General features: G+C 36.5%; 11 protein-coding genes. 8 read left to right on the forward strand and 3 right to left on the reverse strand.

The window, feature by feature from the left end; translation table 11 throughout:
- Nucleotides 1–62 precede the first annotated feature (62 nt).
- Together E1750_RS01090 and E1750_RS01095 are read right to left on the reverse strand one after the other, a co-directional pair.
- The gene (locus E1750_RS01090) at nucleotides 63–1028 is read right to left on the reverse strand and encodes a sugar phosphate isomerase/epimerase family protein (protein ID WP_133274980.1); all 966 of its coding nucleotides are present in this window, start codon (nucleotides 1026–1028) and stop codon (nucleotides 63–65) included.
- A gap of 13 nt (nucleotides 1029–1041) precedes the next feature.
- Nucleotides 1042–2589, reverse strand: a complete 1548-nt coding sequence (locus E1750_RS01095; RefSeq protein WP_133274981.1) for an aldehyde dehydrogenase (NADP(+)) — start codon at nucleotides 2587–2589, stop codon at nucleotides 1042–1044.
- Between the two features lie 184 nt (nucleotides 2590–2773).
- Between E1750_RS01095 and E1750_RS01100 the strand changes: the two genes are divergently transcribed.
- Together E1750_RS01100 and E1750_RS01105 are read left to right on the forward strand one after the other, a co-directional pair.
- Entirely contained in the window at nucleotides 2774–5347 is a 2574-nt protein-coding gene (locus E1750_RS01100; RefSeq protein ID WP_133274982.1) for a chondroitinase-B domain-containing protein, read from the forward strand.
- A gap of 148 nt (nucleotides 5348–5495) precedes the next feature.
- Nucleotides 5496–6566, forward strand: a complete 1071-nt coding sequence (locus tag E1750_RS01105; RefSeq protein WP_133274983.1) for a T9SS type A sorting domain-containing protein — start codon at nucleotides 5496–5498, stop codon at nucleotides 6564–6566.
- A 224-nt stretch (nucleotides 6567–6790) separates the two neighbouring features.
- Here E1750_RS01105 and E1750_RS01110 read toward each other — a convergent pair whose 3' ends face one another.
- Nucleotides 6791–8533 (reverse strand): chondroitinase-B domain-containing protein, encoded by a 1743-nt coding sequence (locus E1750_RS01110; protein ID WP_133274984.1) that lies wholly within the window; start codon nucleotides 8531–8533, stop codon nucleotides 6791–6793.
- Nucleotides 8534–8894: 361 nt separating this feature from the next.
- Here E1750_RS01110 and E1750_RS01115 point away from each other — a divergent pair, with 361 nt between their 5' ends.
- The 6 genes from E1750_RS01115 to E1750_RS01140 all read left to right on the forward strand — a co-directional run bounded on the left by E1750_RS01115 (nucleotide 8895) and on the right by E1750_RS01140 (nucleotide 21267).
- Complete coding sequence (locus E1750_RS01115; protein ID WP_133274985.1) at nucleotides 8895–12815, forward strand: T9SS sorting signal type C domain-containing protein; 3921 nt, start codon at nucleotides 8895–8897, stop codon at nucleotides 12813–12815.
- Between the two features lie 21 nt (nucleotides 12816–12836).
- Entirely contained in the window at nucleotides 12837–13058 is a 222-nt protein-coding gene (locus E1750_RS01120; RefSeq protein ID WP_133274986.1) for a hypothetical protein, read from the forward strand.
- Nucleotides 13059–13141: 83 nt separating this feature from the next.
- Nucleotides 13142–13675, forward strand: coding sequence for a hypothetical protein (locus tag E1750_RS01125; protein WP_133274987.1), 534 nt, complete (start codon nucleotides 13142–13144; stop codon nucleotides 13673–13675).
- A gap of 314 nt (nucleotides 13676–13989) precedes the next feature.
- A complete protein-coding gene (locus tag E1750_RS01130) occupies nucleotides 13990–15198 on the forward strand; it encodes a glycoside hydrolase family protein (protein ID WP_133274988.1) in 1209 nt (402 codons plus the stop codon).
- A 39-nt stretch (nucleotides 15199–15237) separates the two neighbouring features.
- Nucleotides 15238–18702, forward strand: coding sequence for a DUF4861 family protein (locus tag E1750_RS01135; protein WP_133274989.1), 3465 nt, complete (start codon nucleotides 15238–15240; stop codon nucleotides 18700–18702).
- 228 nt (nucleotides 18703–18930) lie between these two features.
- The gene (locus tag E1750_RS01140) at nucleotides 18931–21267 is read left to right on the forward strand and encodes a chondroitinase-B domain-containing protein (protein ID WP_133274990.1); all 2337 of its coding nucleotides are present in this window, start codon (nucleotides 18931–18933) and stop codon (nucleotides 21265–21267) included.
- Nucleotides 21268–21270 lie beyond the last annotated feature (3 nt).

A 21270-nucleotide genomic window follows, 5' to 3' on the forward strand; every position in this document is an offset into this window, starting at 1 on the left:
TAAATTTGCGAATTTGAAGCTCGTTTTTATGCTTGTATTAGATTCTCAATTTAAAATTCCAATTAAGCCTCTTTCCATAATTTCTGAATTGCCATTCGGTCTTTTTTCATTGCATCAAAAACTACTTTTTTGTCAACAGTAATTGTGCTATTTCCTTTTTCGGCGCCACCTAAATCGTATTCCACATGCAGGCAAACATCGGGTTTTAATTGGTATTTTTTTAATAATTTAAAATAGGAACTAAAATCGACCATTCCTTCACCTATAGGTACGTTGATAGGTTCCCATTTTTCGTTAACTTTTGCCCATTTGAAATCTTTTAAAACGATTGTTTTTATTTTTGACTTCAATAGCTCAAAACCATTTATCCAAGAATTGCCGCCTTCTACCATAGCATGTCGAATGTCGTATTGAGTGCCAAAATAGTTTGGATTTGCGGTTTTCAAAATGGTGTCGATTTCCCAAAATGATGAGCCTACATGGCGACCCGCATGATTTTGATAGCAACCGACAATACCTAGACTTTTATTAAGTTCACTTAGTTGGTAAATTTCGTTTTGGTATGTATCCAAGGACTCTATCATTGTTTTACCTTCTTTAAATTTAAACCAATTGCTTCTGTAGTAATTCACCCCTAATGAAGCAGCGGTTGTAATAATATCTACATCTATTGGATTTGTGATACTTTCAATGGTAGTTGTAATCATTTTGCAATTAGACCCCGCTTCTTTTATGGCTTTTATGGCTTTTGGCAAATCTGTTTTTACTAATTCTGGGAGCACATGTCCTTTGGGTCTGACGGTTAAATCCACTCCTGAAAACCCCATTTCAGCCGCCATTTCTCCACTAGTTTTATAATCTAAAAATTGAAGGTGTTTGGAAAAAATACTAATGTCCAATTCCGAAGCATCAAAAAAATCCGATTCAAAAAAGGAATTGGCAGAGTTTATCAAAGGAATTGTTCCAATGACTCCCAAAGCAGTTAGTTTTACAAAATCTCTCCTCGTGTGTGCTGAATTATTTTCCATGGTTTGAATTTATTTATTTGATTTTTGATTGGGTCAAACTACCGTTGATTAATCTCCAAATATTCAAAGGATTTTCATTTTTTAAAGCTGCTGGCAATAGTGAATCTGGATAATCCTGAAAGCAAATGGGTCGCACAAATCGTTTGATAGCGTTCGTTCCTACGGAAGTTGATTGAGAGCAGGTTGTGGCTGGAAACGGACCGCCGTGCACTATCGAATGGCATACTTCAACTCCTGTTGGGAAGCCATTGATTATAATTCGGCCTACTTTCAATTCTAAAATATCAAATAATGCTCTGTATTGATCAATGTCATTTTCGTTTCCAAAAATGGTTGCAGTGAGATGTCCTTCTAAATTGCTTGCAGCATCCAATACCGCTTCCTTTGTATCTGCTTCTACAATAATACTGGAGGGTCCAAAATTTTCTACAGATAACGAATGGTTTTTTAAAAAGTTGTCTACGGAAGTTTTAAATAGTATTGGACTACTGCTGTTTAGCTTCACTTCTGGTTGACCTGACGCTACTATTTCTACTTCTGTGCTATTTTTAGTTTTTCGAATTCCGTTATCAAAAGCTTTTTTGATATTAGACGTAAGCATTGTTCCTGCGGGAATTTCATTAATTTTTTGTTTCAGCAGGTTGTAAAAGGTAGCGACACCTTCTGATTTTTCAATAAAGCAAATGCCGGGATTAGTACAAAATTGACCCACACCCATGGCAATAGAATTGGCTAGACCTGCGGCAATTTCTACACCTTTTTCTTTCAAAATGCCTGGCAAAATGAAAACGGGATTGGTACTTCCCATTTCTGCAAACACAGGAATCGGCTCCGGACGAGCGTTGGCATAATCGAACAAGGCTTTTCCACCTGCAAAGGAACCAGTAAAACCTACTGCTTTTATTTCTGGATGTTTGACTAAGGCTTCACCGACTGATTTTGAATTGCCTTGAAGTAAACTAAATGTTCCTTCTGGCATCCCACAAATTTGAATGGCTTTCGAAATAGCTTTTGCAATAAGCGCTGATGTGCCTGGGTGAGCTTCGTGACCTTTTACAATTACGGGACAGCCAGCAGCTAGGGCAGAGGCGGTATCTCCTCCTGCGGTTGAAAACGCTAATGGAAAATTGCTAGCGCCAAAAACAGCAACAGGTCCTAAAGGTATTAGCAGCTTTCGAATGTCAGGTTTTGGCAATGGAATTCGGTCAGGAATAGCCGTATCTATTTGAGCATCGACCCAAGAACCTTCTCGAACCAGAGCTGCGAATAATTTCAATTGATGGATAGTTCGTCCTCTTTCTCCCTCTAATCGCGCGAGCGGAAGCCCTGTTTCCAGATGGCACCGTTCTATAAGTTCGTTGCCCAAATGTAGAATTTCATCAGCAATTTGTTCTAGAAAACTTGCTATACTTTCCTTGTCTTTTTTTCGATATTTTGCAAAAGCTTCAACAGCTTTAAGTACGGTTTTATGAATATCTTGGGCACTAGAATTTATAAAACTTCCTTCCAAGGCGCGCTCTGTCGCAGGGTTATAGGCTACGAAATAGGTTCTACTGTTCATTTGCTGATTATTTTGGTTAACCAAATTGGAAGACCAAAAGTAAGATTATTTTGTTTAATGCAGTGTGTTTTTTATAATTATTGCAATTTTTGGGTTATTTGGTTGTTTGAAAACATAATTTTTGTATTTTTGGTAAACCAAATTGGTAAACCATATAAAAATGCATTAATTTATATAACTTTCGATGACTAGTTCTACCGCAACCAAGCCTTTTTCTTTTTACTTTTACAAAGCTTTTCTTTTTTTTAGTTGTTTTATTGGCCTATGCGCAAAGGGTCAAAATGTATATACGACCGTTTCGGCGCTTCAAACCGCTGTAAATACCGCTGCGTCAACAGGAGGGACATTTATTCTTAAAGATGGTACGTATAGCAACGCCTCATTTACTTTCATTTCGATAAAAGCTAGTTCGAATTTGCCCATATTGATAAAATCCGAAACTATTGGAGGTGTGATTTTAACTAATGATTCTAAATTTTCTTTAAGTAAATGCACTTTTATCACGGTTCAGGGGTTTAATTTTAATTGTAGTGGCAGCAATTCACTAGTTAAATTATCGGGTTGTAATAATATTAGATTTACACGGAATATTTTTAAATTGACCACTACAGTCCCGGTAAAGTGGTTTTACATCGGGGGCGTTTATAATGATCTTGTGTATCCCTACCTTGATCCAAGCCATCATAACAGAATTGACCATAATATTTTTCAAGATAAAACGCTGCCAGGGCATTACATTACAGTGGATGGTAACAATTCGGTAGACCAATCTCAATACGATTTAATAGATCATAATTATTTTAAAAATAACAGCCCAAGAGCGGTCAATGAGCAAGAGTCTATTAGAGTGGGCTGGAGTGATATGTCCAAGTCTAGCGGATATACTACAATAGAATATAATTTGTTCGAAAACTGTGATGGAGATCCCGAAGTAGTTTCGATTAAATCCTGCGATAATATTGTTAGACACAATACTTTCAATGGAAGCTATGGGACGCTTTCTTTTAGACACGGTAACAGAAATAGGGCAGAGGGAAATTATTTTTTTGGAAATAATAGACCAATAGGTTTAGCCCCAGACGGGACTACTAATTTGTATACAGGTGGAATCCGAGTCTATGGAACAGATCATGTTATTATCAATAACTACTTTGAAGGCTTAAATGGAACTAGATGGGACGCTCCCATAACATTGACTCAAGGTGATGTCGATCAAACAAGTACTAGTCTTTCAAGTCATTTTAGACCCGAAAGAATAATTATTGCTTATAATACTTTAGTCAATAATGATTACGGAATCGAATTGGGTTTTACCAATAATGGAGCTTACACGAAAGGGATGCTGAATATTACTATAGCCAATAATTTAATAACTGGATCTAAAAACAGTTTAGTAAAAATTGTCGATGGTAAAGATCCCGGCTCGAATGTGACTTGGTCCAATAACTTGATGTACCCGACAGCCGGAGCCGCAATGGTATCGGGAGGAACAATGACTACTTCATTTTCGCCAGCTCAGGCTCTAAATGAAAACCCCAATTTAGTATTCGATAGTGCACAGGGAACATGGCGTACCGCAGCGACTACTCCTGTTTATAACAATACAAACGCAGTTGTAACAACTGAAGACATTGATGGGCAAACAAGGCCAACTCCAAGTAATCCGGGAGCCGATCATTACAGCGCTGATGTGATGTCTGTTCGTTACCAGCCTATGACGTCAGCTACCGTTGGACCCAATGCGTATGAAGCCAATGAGCCTGTTCCAGAATCTCTTGTGCTCACTCCGATCCCATCCTTTGGTGCTTCAGGAGGATCGCAGGTTACAACGGTAACTTCAAATGTAAATTGGACGGCAACAATTGATAAACCCAGTTGGATGAGTATAAATCCGATTTCAGGTACAAATGATGGATCAATAACTGTGGTTGTGACGGCAAATTCTACTTTTGCAACAAGAACGGGAACAATAACGGTAGTCGGTGGATCGTTGACTAGAATTTTGACAATAACTCAAGCTGGCTTGGTGTCTACGACTCCAATAATAAATGCTGGAGCGGCTGGATATCCTGTAACGGTAACAGCAACTCAAGAGCAGATTACGGCTCCGAACTCGAATTATGCCAGCAATACTTTAGACAAAAACACTAGTTCTAAATGGTCTGATTTAGGTATCGGAAGTACTACTAACCCTTATGGAGTCTTGACTTATGATTTAAGCGGTGTTTACAGCTTAGAATCTATCAAAATTGCTACGACAGGAAGTTCTTCGAAATGGTATTTTTATGGTATTCAATTTTCACTCGATGGGATTAATTACTCGCCGATGATCAATCTGACGAGCGCCGCTGCCGGTCCCTCAACATTCCAAACTTATCTGTTTTCCGATGTGGCGAGATACGTCAAAATCACTGGAGCTGGAAATAATTCCTCGGCTTTTACAACTATTTCAGAAATTGAGTTTTATGGTAATGCAATTCCTTTATCTGTAGTAAAGAACGAACAGCTAAATTCTTTGATTGTATATCCTAATCCAGCATCAACGGTATTGAATTTACAATTGGCAAATAAAAATTATAAAAAAGTATATGTATTCAGTATGGATGGAAAATTAGTATTAAATGCTGAAAATGATAACTTAAAATCCAATCATTTTACAATAGATGTTAGTGCTCTGAAACAAGGTAACTATGTTTTGAAGCTTATTGATGAATCTGGCAAAATTTTCAATTCTAAAATCATAACAATAGCTAATTAATCTAATTTTATAGTAATACTAGTACCATTTGAGTTAACTTTAGATTTATCTAATTTTTATTGGTAAATATTTTTTATTTAAAATTATTATTGTAAATTTGGTATTCCAAACTGGATAACCAATTTTGTTAACTATTAAACTCTTTATTATGAAAAAAAAATTACTTCTTTTGGCAACAGTAATACTGTCGATCGTGCAATCATTCGGACAGGTTACTTTACCATTGTACGAAAGCTTTAACTATACTGAAGGTGAAGCTCTTGCAAATGCCAGTCCTGCAAAAAGTCAGTGGACAAGCGTAGCTACAGCATCTTCATTAGATGATCAAATTATTGCCAGTCCCGGTTGGGTTACTACCGGAATTCCAGGATATGGTGGTAGTGCGTTGTTTATTCAAGGAGGAAGCACCGATCCTCAAATTAAATTTACTAGTCAAACTTCAGGAACAGTATATTATTCATTTCTTGCCATTTTTAAGGAAAACAGTGCTGCTCCCGGAACTGTTTGGACTGGTGCTGACCCTGGTATTCAATTTATTAGTTTAGGTCAAGAAAGTTCGACGACTCCTGGAAATACAAATTATACCTGCAGTATATTCATAAAAAAATCAGGTGCGGGCTTTGTTTTGGGAATTAATAAAGGATCCTCAACCACTGAAACAACTTGGGGTTCTACCGTATATAATTTGGATACTGAATATTATATAATCGCAAGTCACACATTCGATTTGGTTACTAACATTCCAACTTCAAAATTATGGGTTATAGATCCTGCTACAAGTTCTGGAACTGATGTGCCAAATGTGGAACCTGCTGCTACTATAACTTCAAATTTAGGTACAACCAATAGACTAAATGTCGATAGAATTTATATCAGACAAGATTCTAATGCTAAAACTCCAGGAATTATTATCGACGAACTTAGAGTTGCTACAAATTACAATACTGTAACTGGTACTACAGCCCCGTTGGGTTTATCTAAAAATGAAATAGCCGGTTTAAACGTATACCCAAATCCAGTTACGAACGGAAAAGTTTTCATAAGTTCAAGTTCTTCTGATGCAAAAAAAATAACTATTTATGACATATTAGGTAAACAACTTATACATAACGAAGTTTCTAATGGAACTTTGGATGTGTCTAGTTTGAGTAAAGGGGTTTATTTAATGAAAATTTCAGAAGGTGCTTCAAGTAGTACAAGAAAGCTCATAGTGGAATAATACCTCAGGCGAATATTGAAAAATTGTTTTTAGTTTGGTTAAAGGTGCGGTTTTTAGGAATCGCACCTTTTTTATGGCAGTATTAGTAACTTTTTCGTGGTTCTCAAATCAGCACACAGTAGACAGATGATTGCCGATAAAAGGCTAAATATGTGTTAAGGAAAAAACAGTTCTGCTTTGAGGACAGTCTGCTTTGGACAGATTTAGAGTATAAATGCCCTGTCTTATTTTATGAAGGTTTTGCTTGTCCCTCGAATATTAATGATGTAGGTTCCATTTGAGAAATTGCTTAAATCAATTTTTGCATTGGTATCATTAACAGTCTCTTCCTTTAAAATCTTGCCTTGCAAGTCTATTATTGTAAATGTGCCCAAATTAGTTTTTGAATGCACATACAAAACATTATTGGTAACAGGAACTGGATAAAGAATTAGATTTTGTTTATCAAGATTTCTTTCAGCAATTCCTAAGGTAGCATTTCCATGAAAACCTACTTTCACTCCCACATCGGCTGAGGTGTAAGGCACTTGGCTTCCGCCTGAGTTAAATTCTTCTGCTCCCACATCAAAACTTGTAGGTCGTGATCCTCCAGTTATGTCTTGTGTCAAAAATGAATAGGTTCCAAAACCTTTATCAATGGCTGTACTGCCACTAATGATTCTGTAAAAATCGGTTTTGGTCGTCGCCAACAGTCCAGAAGTAACAGAAATATTGGTGGTACCTGTGTTAATATTCCAACTTCCATTTTGCTTAATATTCCCTTCGTATTTCGATGAAGTTCCCGTTGGTGAAGTTATTTGTTCTATAGCTTTTGCTGTTGATGAACTACTTACAATTAGATTATTGGCTACTACAAGATTGTCAGGGGCTATTGTTAAATCTCCCGCTACATTAGTTCCAATTCGTAATCCGAAATCACCATTTACAAAAGTGTTGTTGGTAATGGTAACGTTTTTCACGGCCATATACCCATTCAAAGCTGAACTAACCCTTCCATTTGAAACATTGATTCCCCCCACTGCGTTTGAGGTAGAACCATCAGCTTTTTTGGCATTCACTCCCTCGATATAATTGTTATAGATTTTGTGATTTTCGCCCATCACACGAACACCACCGCTAAATAATTTGTTATTGGCTATAAAAAAATTGTCAAATACTTCGCAATCATTGCCGTGTCTTAATGTTAGGGTGCCACTGTAGTCTCTAAAAGTGTTATTGTAGTATTTATTGTGGCAACTTTTATTCGAAATAACTTCTATTTCTCCAACGAAGTCATAAAAATAATTATCATATACTTCGGTGAATGAATCGTAAAGAGAGGTAGCACTATTACCTATCCGAATGGCATCCTGGTCATTCAAATCATTGACTGCGCCTACAGGAGTTCGGCTGGCAAAATAATTATGGTGGATTTTTGAATAATCGGGAGTATTGGTATCCCGATTATCATTGATGATACTGCCCACTCCGTATTTTCCAATGAAGGAGCAATAGCTAATTTCGTTATTGTTCCCATACAACAATACCCATTTGAAAGTATTAGTCGCATCGGCAGCAGTACCATTATAAGAGTCGATTTTTACATTGGTCAGTTGGCAATAGGAACATTCCGAGGAGGATTTAAAGGTAATTACATTATTGCTAATAGAAAGTCCTGATGGATTTCCGAAAGTTACACCCTGAAAAACAATATAAGAGCCACCCATTTTCACATAAGAGTTTCCTTCGAAAAAGACAGAGCCTGCTGTTTCTGCTTTTATAGTAATAGGTTGAGCAGCTGTGCCTGTTTTGTTAATGTTTATTTGGGTATTGGTCCAAGTGCCATTGGTTAAAATAATGGTAGTTCCAGGAACTGCATTCGAAATGGCAGTATTCAAGGCTGAGTTAGTACTTACTAATTGAGCTAGAGCAATAGTAGTGAACAAAAAAAGCACAATATTAAACAATAATGAATTTACATTTTTCATAAAAAGGTTCGTTTTTTAATTTATTTAAAAGCAAATTTATAAATTTTTAATTGGTTAACCAATTAAAAACACCAAATTGGTTATCCAATAATTTTTTAATGTTGTGAAGTCATCGTTCCTCTTACCTATGTGTAGATTTTATTTTTTTATAATATATTGAATAGCATTACACTCGTCAAAACGGGCATTTATTACTTTCTAGCTTACTGATTAAAAATAAGTTGTATTTTTTTTGATTTATTTAATTTTACTAGTATATTTGGAAAACCAAATTGATTAACCAATTTGACAAACCAAATTTAATCGATTTTAATCAGTACAATAAGTATTAATCTATTATTATAAACAAAAAACAATTATTATGAAAAAACAATTACTTAGCCGAAAAAGGCTTTCAGAGTTGGGGTACAGCCTGTGCTTGATAGTGCTGTGTGTGAATATGGGGTGGGGACAGCAAGTTATTGGCCAATTCCCATTTATGGATGGTGGATTGGAAGGTCAAGCCGCCACAACAAGCATTCCTTCAGGATCATCTACTAACGCTCCAAATTATACCTCGTGGACTATTAGTTCAACATCTGCAGCGGCTACTAGAGCAATTTATTCAAGTGCTTCAACTGCAAGAACTGGACAATTTTCTGCAGGTTATGCACAAACTGCAACAGCTACTAATTTGCGTTTGCAAGTACCTGCCTCTCCAGCAGGGAATATTCTAGGAAACAGTACAGATTATATAGTTCAATATTATTATAAGTCTAGTGTTGATCCTACTGGAGCTGCAGGTTCAACAGGTGGTTCAGCGCTAACTGGTGCAATATATGTGAGTGGTACTTCTGGAAGTGTTACTGCTGCGACTAGTACAGCTTTTACAGCTAATACTTGGTTAAAATATGCTGAAAAAATCACAACTCCCGTAACTCCAACTGCTTCAGCGACCGCTAATAATCCTGGAAATTTTGCCTGTTCTAGAATAGCAGCAAGTGCAGGTGCTTTTACTGGTTTAGTTTATATAGATGATTTTGTAGTTTATCAAGGATCAATTGTAGATATAACAGCACCAGATCCTGTTACAGGCGCAAGTGTTTCCAATAGTTCTTCAACTCCTTTAGTTTCTTGGACAGCTCCGGTTAACGGCGTTGACGGAGGAGGGTATGTCGTGGTTCGTTATGCTGCAAATCCTGACACTTCTGATGATATTAATAATAATGGAATTTATAAAGTAGGAAACACTACAACTGCTGGTACCATTGTCTACATAGGGACTACATCTTCATTTACTGATTCTGGAGCGCCAGCCGGAGCTTATTATAAAATATATACAGTAGACAAGGCTTTTAATTACAATTTAACCAATGAAGTGACTACCACTTATGTAGCTTCTGGTCCTGTTATTACTGCATCTCCAGCATTTTCAACTTTTAGTTATGTTTCAGGAAGTGGTCCATCAACGGTTCAAAATACTAGCGTTACTGGTTCTAATTTATCTTCAACGATTACCTTATCAAGTTTGCCTAGTAATTTTGAGTTGTCAACCGATAATTTTACTACAGTTGCTACTTTGGGTAGTTTTATTTTACCCACATCAGGCGGAACATTATATGTAAGATTAAAAGCAGGTTTGACTAATGGAGTTTATGCCGAAACAATTCCTTTGGTGTCGGATGCCACTACTTTAAATCTTAGTGTTTCCGGATCGGTTTCAGGTTCCTATACTTATAATGGTTCTGGTTCATTAACTGATGCAGGAAATTGGTCACCAACTCCTAATATAACTGGAGCAAATGCAACTTTTTTAATTCAAAGCAATGCTACCACTGATTCCGCTTGGACTTTAGGAGCTGGTTCAAAAATTATTTTAGGAAACGCGAGTGTAGCTGGAGCTACTTTAACCATTGCTCCAACTTTTCCTATTATAGGAACTATCGATGTGGCTGCCGCTTCATCTGGTGTCAATAGTTTGGTGCTACAGAGTGCTACATATCCAACTTTTGGAACTTTAGATGCTAGTTCAGAAGTGCATTTGCAAATTCAGCCAATCGCAAGCGTTTCATCTGCAATTTCTTTTGGTAAAGTATTTATCGATGGAGGAAGTTTAGCGCCAATAACTATTGGTGGAACTGCACCAACATTTTCTGGAGCTCTAACAGTAAATAATAAACTTACTATTGCAGCAGGTTCTATTTTAAATATCAACAGTACGGTGTATAATGCATTTTATTTTACAGGAAGCGCAATATGTGATATTCAAGGAACTGTAAAACAATCAAGAGCTATAAATTTAGTTTCTTTTGGTGCCGCTTTATCTACAGCAACTGGTGCTCCCGGGCTTCAATTTGCTAATGCAGAAAATGCAGGAGTAAATTTTATTTTAGGATCTGCAAGTACCGTAGAATTTTCAAGAGGAAATAGTGGTACAGCACAAATAATTACGCCAAGAACAGATTATGCGAATCTTACTATTTCAGATGGTACTGCTGGAGCTAATGCTAAGACCGTTAGCGGCACGATAAATGTATCAGGGACTTTAACTTCTAATCAAATTAGTGCTAGTAGTGCTATTTCAGGATCTCCTTTTGTTTTGGCAAATGGTGCTTCGATAGTTCGAACAGCGGGTTCTTTTGGTAATGGAATTACCTTCGGCTCCACTGTAAATCTAACCTACAATGGCGCTGGCGTGCAAACCCCAGGGGCAGAAATGCCAGCAGATGGTTCCGTTTTGAATAATCTTACTATCGCAGGAACAGCCTCACTATCATTAAACGCCGATAAAACGATAAACAATGATTTAACGATTTTAGGTTCAGGTTCTTTAGCACAAACTGCTGGTAATCTAACGGTTAAAAATAACTTGATTAATAGTTCAACACTAGGAGCAGCTGCAGTAGTTTTAAATAATAACGCCAACCTGATTCAGGGAGCTGCCACTACAGTAAATGCTAATTCAGGTGCAATTACAGTAAAACGCAACAGCTCTCTTTTATCACGGTTAGACTATACCTTATGGTCTTCGCCAGTATCGGGCCAGAATTTATTAGCCTTTTCGCCAGCTACAACAACTACACGGTTTTACAACTACAATACTTCATTCGGTACAAACGGGGCCTTTAGTGTTATTGATCCCACTACAAACAGCTTTACGTCGGGTTCAGGTTATTTAATCCGTATGCCCAACACGGCTGTAGATGCTCCTGCAACTGAAACTTTCAACGGGCAGTTTAGCGGTGTGCCCAATAATGGAGATGTTCCCGTAACTTTAATAGATGGTCTTGTAACAGGATTACGTTATAATTTGTTAGGAAACCCTTATCCGTCGCCAATAAAAATGCAGAATTTTGTTTTTGATAATACAGCAAATATAGAGTCTACTTTATATTTCTGGAGAAAAACGAATGGTGTAGGAACAGCTTATTGCACTTGGCAAGCCGGAGCAACAGTAAATGATCCTGGAACATTTGTCACTAATAATAATACGCAATCCGTAAATCCACTGGATGTAATTCAAACAGGTCAAGGATTTTTTGTGGAAGCCAAATCTGGCGCTAGTGCTATGACCTTCAAAAACAGTCAAAGAGTAGCCAATACAGCTGGTCAATTCTTCAAAACTAAACAAGTTATAGCAGCTGATAAAGTATGGTTAAATGCCACCAATGCTGCAGGAGATTTTTCTCAAATGGCAGTGACTTATAATGATAATGCATTTATAGGGGTTGATAGGTATGATGGTAAATACATCAACGATAGTGCTTTTGCCTTGACTTCTAAAATTAATAACGGAGAATACACTATTCAAGGTCGTCCTACTTTCATTGCCAGCGATGTAGTGGCTTTAAGCTTCAAAACCGCGACAGCAGGAGATTATACCATTGCAATTGATCATGCTGAAGGTGTTTTTGCAACTGGACAGGAGGTTTATTTGGTTGACAGCCAAACAGCAACAGAAACCAACTTGAAAGAAGGAGCTTACACCTTTACAGCGGCAGCAGGAGTCGATAATGCTAGATTCACTTTGAAATTCCAAAAAACATTGAAAGTTGATGCAGCTGCGTGGAATGATGCCAATGTAATGCTGTATAAAAACAAAGGAATCTTGTATGTCAATTCTACTTCGAAAGCCATCAACAGCGTGAGAGTGTATGATGTGCAAGGAAGACTTATTGTAGAGCGCAACAATGTAAAAGCCAATACTACGAATATCAGTAATTTGAAAGAAAAAAATCAAGTTTTGATCGTAAAAGTAATAGGGGAAGACAACAGCGAAATAACCAAAAAAGTATTGAATTAAGAACCTTAAAATACAACAAAAATGAAAAATAAATTATTAAAATATTATATCGCCGTATTCTGTTTTTGTTCCACTTCTATTTTATTTGCTCAGCCGGGAACTGATGATACGGGAGGTGGTTTAGAATCGCCAGACGCTCCAGCGCCCATCGATGATTATGTAGGGATTTTGGCCTTGGTCGGTTTGTCTTATGTGCTGATCAAAGTCAGAGCCAACCATGTATCTGAAAACACTATTGAATAAATAGAATTTTCACATTATCATTCTTCTAAAAAACCCTGTTCCTTGATTGGGCAGGGTTTTTTCACCCCTTTTTTTGTTTAACTATGATTTCAATTCAGCCATTTAATACCTATTTAATTATGGATAATCCTAAACAATATGCGACTGAAATAATTAGGTTTAAGACACAATCGATTGTCGAAAAAGGACTTATTGTAAAAAATAAAAAGAGGGAGGAACAATTTATCTTATTTTCTGAAGTACACAAGATTTATATATTGAAACATAAAGTGGGCTGGTTGCTGAAAGCGGCTTGTATTGCTTCATTTGTAGGGATGCTTTGTTTCGAAAGTGTTTATTTTTCAGATGAGTTGGCGTTTCTTAGTTCTACGCTATTCTTTCCTGCTATTATTAAATTAAATTTGTTCAAATGGTATGAAATGCATTTGGAACACAAAGGTGGAATTGTATACACGAAGCAATTTTATTTGAATACAAAACAAGAACATATTCAATTTTTGCATCGTGTCAGAAATCGAATTTTCGAATGTCAAATGAATTCTATTTCTTCTTTTTCTAACACTTATTCTGAGGATGAGGTAATAATCGATTGTTCACATTTTTCTTTGATAGCTTGAAATCCTCGCATCAGGAATCACATTTGGTTTACTATTACTTGATTTGAGAAGTTTTGAGTTATTCAAGCTGATAAAAGTCGGTTTTAGATTTTGAATCTTCAAATATTAATATTATTTTTGGACAACCAAATTGGTAAACCAATTTAAAATAGCTTTTTACGAAGTTCCTTTATTCCAATGACGAAATGAAATGTCATTATTTGTAACCTGCGGTATTTAGCAGAGCCGAAGCTATAAGAAAAACAAACAGAAAATACCAGCACGGTTTTAATTTGGAAGCCAAATTAATGTTCAAAATAATAATAATTATATAAATGAAAAAGCCCATTTTTAATCTGTTAGCACTGTTTTTAAGTTTATTTCTAAGCCTTAGTCTTTTTAGCCAAACCAAGGTTTCGGACGCACAACTCAAAAGTCTCGCGGAGAATGCAGTATCAAAATCGTTAGAAGCCTTGGCAAATTCGACTTTGGAAATTAAGGATTCGTTGAAATATCCCAATCAGGGTACAAAGGACTTTAAATGGCAATTGCAGACATCAGGCGATTGGACAAGCGGATTTTATCCTGGATGCTTATGGTATGCCTATGAACTGAGCAATGACGAAAAATATAAAAATTGGGCCAAAAAATGGACTTCGGGGATTGAACAGCAAAAGTTCAACAATAAAACCCACGATTTGGGTTTCCGGTTTAATTGCGCTTTCGGAAATGGATTTCGGTTAGCTCCCAATGACCCAGACAGTCAGCGTTATAAAGAAATATTATTGACTGCTGCTGCTACGGCAGACAGTCGTTACTCTACTGTTATACAGCAGTATCCTTCTGATTGGGATGAAAAAGCGAAAACCATTGAAAATTCTGTAGGAGGCTTGGTGGACGTTATGATGAATTTGGAACTTTTGCTTTGGGCATCAGAAAACGGTGGTGATCCAGCCATAAAAGATCGTTGTATTGCCCATGCTAAAAATGTTTTTCGTGATTTTGTGCGAGCCGATGGTGGAACTTATCATATTGTGCGCTATAACAAAGACAACGGAATAATTTTAAACAAAGGCCAACTGCAGGGCGATGTAGATGAAAGCACTTGGTCGCGAGGACACGCTTGGATGGTATACGGCTACACTGTAATGTATCGCAAAACAAAAAATCCTGAATTCCTTAAAAATGCGATGCTATTGGCCGATTATTTTATAGCTCATTTACCCGAAGATAAAATCGCAAACTGGGATTTTCAATCGAAACTTGAGCATCGCGATGCTTCAGCTTCGGCTATTGTCTGTTCTGCACTTTTTGAGTTGCAAGGCTATATTACTTCGAGTAAATTGCAAAAACAGTATTTGAATCAGGCAAAATCAATTCTCGCCTCGCTTTGTCAACTTCCTTATTTTACAGAAGGAAAAGGAACCAATAGTTTGTTATATCACTCTACTCAGTATTTTCATAAAACGCAGAATACTGATGTGCCTTGTATTTTTGCAGATTATTATTTTCTGGAATCTCTAATTCGATATAGAAATTTGTAAAAAAAATAGTGTAATTGTTCACTCTCAATAAACTAGTATATGAAAACTTGTTTTTTCGCACTTTTAACTCTTGTTTGTTCTGCCTTTTCAGTATTTGCTAACGACACAATCAAGATGCCACCTCATCCAAGGTTGCTATTGAATTCAAATGATGTACTTCATCTAAAAGAAAGGGTAAAACATCCCGATTTTAAGAATATCAAAATAGTTTTTGATAAGCAATTGGCCTATCCTACCGACGGACAATCAACTGATGGTGTTCCTGATGAAAAAATTAGACAAAAAATAGAGGCACTGGCTTTGATGTATCTTATCGATTCTACCCAGAATAAATCATCGGGTATTAAGGCCATCCAGCTCGTGGAAAAATACTTGCCATCCATTCAAAAGGTCAAAGGATATCACGAGAATTTGCATTGTTACGAAGCCGTTTTTGGAGCAGCAATGGTCTATGATTGGTGCTATAAATTGTTAGATTCCGAAGATAAAAAAGTTTTAATTTCTCAAATGAAACGTGTTAGCTGTTTGGGCGAATATTGCTTAGAAAGAGGCACACCAAAACAGTATCTTTCTGGACATTATGGAGAGGTAGGTGCCAATGTATTTTTAGCGCAAGGAATTGCCACCTATGATGAGGATAAGGAATATTTTGATTTTGAATACGCTGAACAAGTTAATTATTTTGCAAAATCAAGAAATCCAATGTTCGAATCCGGTACACATCATCAAGGTTCTCAGTATATTGCTGTTCGCTATTATAGTGAAATTCTACAGGCTTTTATGCTTGAAAAATTAGGATTGAATCCGTATTCTAAAAAGATTTCCACTCTTGCCTACAGAGGTATTTATCAAACCATACCCCAAACCAATGATATGGACGGAATGGCGGAAGGCGATTGTCATAACAAACTTGGGATGGGCTATTTTCCGTATGCTAATTTGGCTGCACAACTCTCCGAAGATCCGTATCTACAAAGCTATTCGAAATTGTATCTTAGTCAATCTGAAAATTATAGTGCTAGGGCATTTATTTTTCATAATCCAAAAATAGATGCAAAACCTATAGACAAGCTGCCATTATCACGTTTTTTTTCATCACCATCCGGCTTAATGTTTGCTCGTACGAACTGGGATTTCAACCGCAAAGATTACAAATCGAATGCAATGGTCGTGCTAATGAACATGAGAGAATACAGCGCAAAGAATCATCAGCATCTAGACCTAGGGCATTTTTCCATTTATTACAAAGGACATTTGGCTTTGGATTCCGGAATTTATCAAGGAGGTGAATTTGAAAATGAATGGGGCAAATTGAATTATGTCAATTATTACACCCGAACCGTTGCGCACAATTCAATACTGATTTACGACCCAAATGAACCTTACCCATTTGAAGGTTCAGACAAACGAGCCGTTTCCAGGGATGGCGGACAATTTTCATTAAATAATCGTGCTTGGAATACGAGTAAAGAAATGTTTGATGCCGGCAAGTCTGCCGAAATTTTAGCCGTTGATATTGCGAAAGGTCCTAAACCTACTTATTCCTATCTAAAAGGCGATATGACTAGAGCGTACAATTGTCCGCCTAATGTGGAGATTTATCCCGCAAAAGCAGATACGGTACGAAGAAGTTTTGTCTTTTTAAATCTCAAATCCAATAAAATCCCTGGAGTTTTAATGGTTTTTGATAAAGTAGTATCTACCAATGCATCGTTTAAAAAATCGTGGTTGCTGCATTCGCAAAACGAACCAAGAATATTGCAAAGTGCTGTTGAATTTGAAAATACTAATCAAGGAAGAAATGGTAAATTACACAATGATATTTTACTTCCAGAACCTGAAAATCAAGAAATTGAAAAAATAGGAGGTGCCGGCAAAGAATATTGGGTGGATGGGAAAAACTATGGCAAAGCAACTCAGGAAGATGCCGGTCGATGGAGAATCGAGTTGTCCCCAAAGAATGCCTCTAAATCGGATAATTTTTTGAATGTAATTCAGGTTATGGACGCTACATCCAAAATAACTCCACATGTAGTTACAAAAAAAAGAGCCACAAAAGGGGATCATATTGCTGTCGAAGTAGCCGATTGCATTGTTGTACAACATTTAGCTTTGGATAAATATAATGATTCAATACATTTTGAAATAGGTAAAAAAACAAAAAAATATAAAGTTCTGATCACAGATCTTCAGGCAGGTACTTGGAAAGTTAAATCACCTTCTGGTTCATTTAGGTCTCAAGTTCAGGACGGTTCAGGAACTTTATATTTTGAAAGTAAAGGAGGTTCATTCCAATTAGTACCTGAAATTCCCCAAAAAATTATTGTTAATAAAAATCAAGATATTATTATTAGAAATCCATTGTCTATTGACAGAAATAATGAGATTATAGCGATTGCTTGTGAGAAATATAAAAATGCCGCTAAAGATTTAGTACCCCAAATTAAGTGTAAATCTACTGTTTTAAACAGTCAACTCTCAGACGGAAATAAAGATGGTATTTGGGATGAACTTTTAGTCGAAGTCAATCTAAAAGCCAGTAAAACCGATACTTTACAGCTCAATTGGATAAAAAAAGAGCGCGTTATTAGTCCCCAACAATCGACAAATATAAGATTTAGTTACAAAAGTAAATCGACTGAACCCAACGCCGAAATAGATAATGTATCGCGACTTCGAGGATTTACCCAGAATAGTACTAACCCTTCGTTTCAGTTGGAAGGCCCAGGAATTGAAAATGATAAAGTTGCCTTTCGTCATTTTTTTGACAAAAGAAATAGCAAAGATGTATTCGGTAAATTAACTAACGAAATGGTACTGGAAAAAGTAGGGTTGAAGGGTTCGTGGCATAACCTACAGGATTGGGGAATGGACATACTGCAAACCGGCGGAAGTATTGGTGCTGGTGGTTTTGGGATAATAGAAAACAATACTATTTATTCATTAGCCGATGCCGATAATTCCATTTTTAATCATATTGAAGAAGGAGCCTTAAAAGCAACGTATAGCATTCAATTTAAGAATTGGGATTGTGGAAGGTTGAAAAAAGACGGCTATGAGCTCGTTTCGATTTATAAAGGTGATTTTTTCTATACTGAAAAAATAAAAGTCCGATTGGAAAAGGATCAAAAATTGATTTGTGGAATGCCCAACTTTACTTCCGATTCATTGTATGTTAAAGTGCATAATTCGAAATTTAGTTCTATAGCTACTTTTGATAAGCAAGCGCAGGGAACATCAAGTTTATTGGGATTAGCGATCATGTTTCCAACAAAAAATTTCGTTGCTAAGGGGAAAGTAAATACTGCCAATGAATTTATCCGATCTAATTTTGTGGCACTCGATGCTACAGAAAACGACATTCAAACTATTCGTTTTTTTGCTTGTTGGGAGAAAACGGATCCTAGATTTTCGAGTAAAATAGGATTTGATACTTATTTACAGGATACCGCAGACAAATTGGCTAATCCAATACAAGTATTTATATTGGATAAAACGACTTAAAGAAAGGCTTGGGTAGTATTTGGTTTAAATAGAGACGGAAAATCGAAGTGCATCGTCATGCCAATTAATGGAGATTATGAGATGTTTTGACAATTTTTACTTCTATTTTGCTGTTTTCTTGGCTTTTTTATGCTAACTTTCTTCAATAAAATAAACTCAATAATATTTTTTTTATTCAATATTTAATAATATTTTTGGGTAACCAAATTGGTAAACCAATAAATAGGTATGAAAAATATAAAAATTATATCGCTTGTAGTCCTTCTTTTTTCTAAATCATTATCATACAGCATCGTACGTCCTGAAGTGCGTGTACTTGTACATAACGTCAAAGAGTTCAATATAGCTGTAGCCCAAGCAAAAGCCGGCCATTTTATTGTATTGTCAAATGGTATTTGGAAAAATGCAGAACTTTTGTTTGAAGGAATGGGCACTTCAACTAATCCGATTACCCTAACCGCAGAAGAAAAAGGGAAAGTTATTTTGTCTGGCGCCTCCAATCTTCGAATTGCGGGAGAATATCTTGTGGTTGAAGGACTTGTTTTTAAGAATGGATTTACACCCACCACAGAGCTTATTTCGTTTCGAAAAGATTCCAAAAAATTAGCCAATCATTGCCGATTGACCCAATGTGTGATTGACCACTTTAGCAATCCAGAGCGTTTCGAATCGGATTACTGGATTTCTATTTATGGCAAAAATAATCGAATTGACCACAATCATATCGAAGGGAAGCAAAATCTCGGTGTGACGATGGCTGTACGATTAGAAACCGAAGAAAGCCAAGAAAACAATCATCAAATTGACCATAATTATTTTGGGCCGAGACCTAATTTAGGTTCGAATGGTGGCGAAACCATTCGAATTGGAACCAGTCATTATTCGTTGACCAATTCGAGAACTGTAGTAGAATTCAATTATTTTGATCGTTGCGACGGAGAGGGTGAAATTGTTTCGAATAAATCTTGCAGAAACACCTATAGATTCAATACTTTTTTTGAATGTGCCGGTAGTTTAACCTTGCGCCACGGCAGCGGAACGTTGGTTGATGGCAATGTTTTTATTGGCAATAACAAACCATTTATAGGGGGAATTCGCGTTATCAATGGTGACCAAACCGTAATCAATAATTATTGTGTTGGTCTTACAGGGTATCGATTTAGGGGAGCTTTGGTAATAATGAATGGGGTTCCGAATTCGACACCAAACCGCTATCACCAAGTAAAAAATGCAGTCATCAAAAATAACACCTTCGTCAATTGTGATCATGTGCAACTTTGTGCCGGAAGTGACAAAGAGCGCAGCGCCACTCCCATAAATTCAAATATTTCGGATAATATATTTTTCCACCAGAATAAATCCGAATTATTTACCGTTTATGATGATATTAGCGGAATCAGCTTTGCGGGAAATTATACGAGTCCCAATATCAATACTGAATTTTCAAAAGGTTTCCTGAAGGTTAATTTCAAATTAGTGAAAGATAAAAACGGATTCGAACTTCCTGAATCAAAAGCCTTAAAAGTTAAAGTATTGATACATCCTGAAATTGCCACCAAATCTAATTCGGGGGTTTCTTGGTATTCAAAAGCTGAAAAAAACACCGCTCTTTCTAGTGGAAAAATCATCCGAGTGGAACCTGGCTTAGATGCATTGTATGATGCCGCTTTAGCATCTGCACCTGGGGATATTATTGAATTGACCTCTTCTGAAACCTACTACAACACCAAGATGATTGCTGTAAAACATCCGTTAACTTTTAGATCAAATCAGGAAACAAAACCCAAGTTGATTTTTGAGAAAAAAACTTTGTTTGAAATCGAAAACGGAGGAAGTTTAGCATTAGAAGGTTTGCAATTCGATGGAAAAGAAGCTCCTGATTATGCTGGGAATTCGGTGATAAGCACCAGTAAATATTCGATGATAAAAAATTATGAGCTAAAAATTAATCGATGCGATTTTATAAATTTAGATGTGAATCATTCATTTGATGTGATTACGGTTTACAAAAATACCTTTGCCGATCTCATTCAAATTGAGAATGCTACTTTCAAAAAAATATCCGGAAATATAATAGCCTTGGATAAGGAAACCGACGATGTAGGCATTTACAATGCCGAAAATGTAATTTTAGAAAACAATAGTTTTTCGGATATTGGTGGGGCGGTATTGCAACTGTATCGCGGCGGAACGGATGAGAGTACCAATGGGCCAATTTTGACGGTTTCGCATTGTGTTTTTGACAATGTGGGCAAAAACACTAGAAATCGGTACAATGCCAGTTTGTCACTGTACGGAGTGCAGGTAAATCATATCGAAAATAATATTTTCAACAATAGCAAAGGGATCAAAATGCATTTGGTCGTTGGGGAACCAATTGTAAATATATTCAATAATAATTTCTTCAAAACCGACCCAATTTTGGTTAATGGAGATGAAAAATTTATAGAAAAAAACTCCACCAACTTCGACCCTAAATTGAAGGAAAATTATCAGTTGAGTGCTGATTCACCCTTAATAAATAAAGGTACTGACGGTTCAAATATTGGATTGATACAAAAATAAAAT

This window comes from Flavobacterium nackdongense, assembly GCF_004355225.1.
Lineage (GTDB): Bacteria > Bacteroidota > Bacteroidia > Flavobacteriales > Flavobacteriaceae > Flavobacterium > Flavobacterium nackdongense.